Origin of the sequence: Cognataquiflexum nitidum (assembly GCF_022538055.1) — a bacterium.
Classification (GTDB): domain Bacteria; phylum Bacteroidota; class Bacteroidia; order Cytophagales; family Cyclobacteriaceae; genus Cognataquiflexum; species Cognataquiflexum nitidum.
Window position 1 is genome coordinate 1 of record NZ_JAKZAM010000066.1, and the last position, 4852, is coordinate 4852.

3 protein-coding genes are annotated in these 4852 nt (G+C 42.6%); all 3 read left to right on the plus strand.

All coding sequences use genetic code 11. The features are described 5' to 3' along the window. Positions 1–459 precede the first annotated feature (459 nt). The 3 genes from MMU07_RS21490 to MMU07_RS21500 all read left to right on the plus strand — a co-directional run bounded on the left by MMU07_RS21490 (position 460) and on the right by MMU07_RS21500 (position 4588). Complete coding sequence (locus MMU07_RS21490; RefSeq protein WP_241128670.1) at positions 460–2466, plus strand: RHS repeat-associated core domain-containing protein; 2007 nt, start codon at positions 460–462, stop codon at positions 2464–2466. Positions 2467–2468: 2 nt separating this feature from the next. Then, positions 2469–3053 (plus strand): ankyrin repeat domain-containing protein, encoded by a 585-nt coding sequence (locus tag MMU07_RS21495; protein WP_241128671.1) that lies wholly within the window; start codon positions 2469–2471, stop codon positions 3051–3053. A 158-nt stretch (positions 3054–3211) separates the two neighbouring features. Then, positions 3212–4588: a hypothetical protein gene (locus MMU07_RS21500; protein WP_241128672.1), complete on the plus strand. Its 1377-nt coding sequence runs from the start codon at positions 3212–3214 to the stop codon at positions 4586–4588. Positions 4589–4852: the final 264 nt, after the last annotated feature.

Genomic DNA, 4852 nt, shown 5'->3' on the forward strand with positions numbered 1-4852 from the left:
AATATTCATAAAAAAAGGCCATAATTCCAAATTATGACCTGTTTTTTTTCACTGTCTAGTAAAGAGCCAAACAAAAGTAGGTGTAGTTTGCAACTACACCTTCTTATGAAATGAATTTGCAATTCGATTAACCAAGAATTACCTTTTGGTTAGAGAATTCTAAATTGAATCCAATTGCAAATTGGAAAGGATAAAAGGGTAGGACAAGGCGTTTGGAAATGATCCTTTTGGATCATTTTAGCCTTGGGCCAGGTGCAGGGTAGGCAAATTACACCCAGTCCTAGCATCAATCGCTAAACTACAAATAGTCGGGGGTAGGCAAATTCCACCCAGTCCTAGAGTGGTTCCACCGGCGCAGGAAAGACAAGAACGTATAATTACACGTATGATAGGGTAAATAGAATCACCGCTGCAACATACACAGCGTCCGGTGAGACCAACTGGTATAATCTGAGCGGGATGCAATATGATGGAAATGGTAACATCACTGCACTTACCCGAAGAAATCAAAGGACTGCAACTACTTATGGTACTGTAGATCAGTTGACATACAGCTATCAGACCAACAGCAATAAGCTGACACAGGTCACTGATGCGATGACATCTCAGACCTATACTGCCAAAGACTTCAAAAACAGGAGCAATGTCACCTACACTTACGATCTCAACGGCAACCTGAAGACCAATGCAGACAAACAGATCAGCAACATTGCCTATAACCACCTCAATCTCCCCTCTGAAGTATCATTCAGCACGGGGGCAAAGATAAGATTTGCCTATGATGCCGAAGGTGCCAAGCTGAGCCAGATGGTTTTCAATACCTCAGGGGCGCTGACCAAGACCCAGGATTATGTCGGGGAGTTTGTGTATCTGGATGGAGGTCTTGACTACCTGATCCATGAGGAGGGAAGGGTGGCGATCGAACTCGGCTCCTTTCAATATGAATACTTTATCAAGGACCATCTCGGCAATGTCCGTCAGGTACTGAGGAATCCTGGTTCACAGGTGTATATGGCCACCATGGAGACCCAAAATGCCGAAAAGGAGGAAATGGAATTCTCGATGGTGTCCACTTCCCGACAGTCCGAGCCGGAACACAATGTGACTGCAGGTGGGGACAAGGTTGCCTGGCTTAATGCCGACCGGGGAAGGATGGTAGGACCGGGAAGAACCCAAGAAATCCATGTAGGAGACAGCATCAAACTGCAGGTTCACGGAAAATACCTTGAGGACAAAAAACAAAAAGCCCATGCAGGTAGCTTTGTGACAGAAGGCGGGGTCGAAAGAATCCTGACCAACCTGAACGACCTTGGACTAATCACAGAGCAGGCAGGTGGAGCCAATCCGATGGCGCTCCTGAATCTCGTGGATATTGTGGCCAAGGATCTACAGAAGAAGGAAGCTCCTGAGGCGTACCTCATGTATGCCCTCTATGATAAGGACAGCAACAGATACGAAGTCGGAAAGAAAGTCCTCAGCAAAAATGCGGCAAACCAACATGAAGTCCTGGAGGAGAATATGTATATTTCGAAGAACGGCTATATGGAGACCTTTGTGGTCAATGAGACATCTGAGGACGTCTGGTTTGACAATATGATGGTGATGAGCATGTCATCGCCGGTAGCCCAGGAGACGCATTATGATCCATGGGGACTGGAACTGACCGGGATAGGGTATCAGTACCCGCAGATCAAAGCGAATAAGTTTCTATACAACGGCAAGGAACTAATCGAGGACAACAGCCTTCAGTACTACGACTATGGGGCGAGGATGTATGATCCTACTGTTGGGCGGTTTCATACTATCGATCCAAAAACCGAAATTTACAACTCTTGGTCACCATATTTATACGGTGCAAATAATCCTATTAGATATGAGGATACTAACGGTGAGGGACCTGGGGATAAGGTTTTGGGCTTTCTAGTTGCCTTGGTTGATAATTTGTTTGGAGGGTTTACACCTGCCAGAGAATTAGGAGCACGTTATGTTAGTGAAGGAGGGGCTTCCGATTATAACAGTGGACAAGATGCTGGTGATATATATAGTATTGCCATGGGAGTCGGAATGATAGACGGAGGTAGCGCAACTGCGGCTGGAGGAGCTGCAGTAATGATGGCTTCCGGGGGGACAGCCACTCTAGCGACAGCGCTTCCTATTGCAGGCGGATTGTTAGTAGCGGCTGAGGGGTATGTTTTAGGAGCTTCTGGAGCCAACAGCATTATTAACCAAAAAGGAAGAGTTAATGCTGAAGGGAGAACTAATCCAAAAAGAGAAGCACGAGAAAAAGCGAAAGAGAATCGAAATGAACAACCTGCATCAGAAGACTACGCAAAGTACAAAGCAAAGGAATTAGAAAAATCTAAGGGTAAAGATGCAAGAAGAGAAGCCCATGACAAAAAAGAATCAGGCGCTGGAGATCGAACCAAGAAGCAATTAGACGAAGATTATAATAAAGGTAATTATTAAAGATGGACGATTTTAAAGAAATATTGAAGGATGCAATCTGTCAAGAAAATATTGCATTTCTTGAAGAAAATAAGGATAAGTATTCAATGAATGATCGTTTTGAAGATGAAAATAACGATTCATTGCTTCTATTTGCTTTAAGTGACTCAGGAAGTAATTCTTATAAGTTTTTTTTAAAGAACAAGGCAAATATTGATGCTTTGAACAATGAAGGTGAGAATGTAATTCATAGCATAGTTTATTCTGGAAGGAAAGAGAGGTTTCAAGGCATACTAAACAAAAAAAATATTAATCATCAATCGAATGATGGCTCAACACCTTTGCTACTGTCGATAGCTTTAGAAAAGACTGAAATTGCCCAATATTTAATTGAAAAAGGTGCAGATATAAATATTCCAGATAATGGGGGTAGTACTCCATTACACCTTGCTTGTTACTTTGGAAATATAATAATAGTCTCAGAATTAATTATGCTTGGTGCAAACCTGAAAGTCAAAACGAAAAAAGGAAATCTTCCTTTAGCACTGGCAGTAAACGGTGGACATGATGAGATTGTTAAATTTCTTTACAATAAGATATATCAATAGGCACTTTATCACATAAAAGCCCGGTCTGGGCGTAGAAATGCGTTGCAGCTTGGTGTAGCTTGGTGTAATTTGTAATTACGCCTTACTATGATTTAGAATTTGTAATTCAAATTACCAACAATTTTTGTCTGTTTGGACCGGAACTAAAAAAGACTAGAATGAAAGTAAAGCCTATAATCATTTTTATTTTGGTCTGCATGTTTTGGGCTCAAGCTCAGGCACAAAAATTACCTACTTTTCCATCCAAAAATGGACTGACAGCAGGCATCCCCCAAATACCCCCCAAACCCGAAATTCCTTATCTGGAAGAACTCAGGCAGATTCAGTCACTGAAAAAGTCATATGATTCTCTTCGGAATGAACTGAAAGAATTGAAGGAAATTACTGCTGACAGCACCCAAAGGGACAGTCTTTTTACTTTGGCCAAGGATCGAAGCAAACAGGTGCTGGAACAGGAAAGCAAGACACTGGAAAGCCTGATAGCAAATGAGGATATCCCCGGTGAGGAAATCAAGGATGCAGCTAAAAATACGCTGGAAAGGGTGAATGAATCCAAAGCAAGGATAGCAGGGATCGACGATGTTGGAGAACTTGAAAACTTGGTGGACATCAACAATGAAAATCTCAAAGCACTGACCAATGAATGGCTGATGCCTAAGGTGGAAGAACAGCTTACGGGGGTGATAAAGGAAGGATTGGATCCCACAAATGCATCCAAATACCTATCAGTACCTGACTTCTATGGAAAAGATGCCCTGACCGCCCTGACCAAAAAAAGACTGCCATCCGAAATTCCATTCGATCAAGCCAAGGAAATGGCCAAAGAAAAGGCATTGCATATTTCGGATGAATATATCCAAAAAGCAGGAAAGGACTTTTCTAAGCTTAAGATCGATACATTAGGAAATATCAAAACTCTACCCAAAGAAATGAACCAAAAGAGGAAGGAGTTTTTTGAATCTAACGAACTTAAAGATTTTCCTTTTGTCCACCGGATCGGGATGATGCTGTGGTATGATCCCCTGACTTCCTTCGGGGATGGGTTGCTGTTGGACTATGGGCTTGCTTATTCCTTCACACAGCAGGTCAGTTTGTTGGGAGGGATGACCTGGAAAAAGCAGTTTGACGAAGAAGAAACCCTCAGAAGAGAAGGTGTAGGCGTGTTTACAGGATTCCGGGTAGCCAAAGGAAACTGGTTTGCTCAAGGGACAGTAAACCGTAACCGGGTTACCATCAGCAACCCCACAGGTTATGAGTCCATGGATTTTGACGGAAAAGCCTGGGCATCCAGTTTTGCGGTGGGAAGAACGATCCCCATGGGCAAGACCATCCGGTCAGTGGTGATCGGTTCCATAGACCCGTTTTTTGACAAGCATACCAGCCTGAACAAAAGCAGGTTCCAGTTGAAAATCGGCTTTGAGATCGGATCCTTCCGAAAAATCAAAAAAGAAGTGAAGGAATTGATTCCTTTGGATGGGTTGGAGGAAAAGGGGAATGAAAAGGTGCAATATTTCATGAGGGATATAGGGAAGTGATATTGACAGGTTTTCAGGTTATCTGCTTCGCGTTGTCGGGTTGAAAAGGTTCCGCCTCGGACAGTTGTAATGGTTCTAATTGTTGTAGTAGTTGTAATTGATGCTGTGGTTACTTTTTGTGGTAAGGCAAAAAGTGACACGAGATAAAAACTTAAAAAAAATACCTAGGAAAAGAAATTGAATTGAGTTTCTTAGACTTTCCTGTTTTTGGTGTAAAGTCTATTCCACCATTTGCCTTTTTGCCCCCAAAAACCTGAAACATCG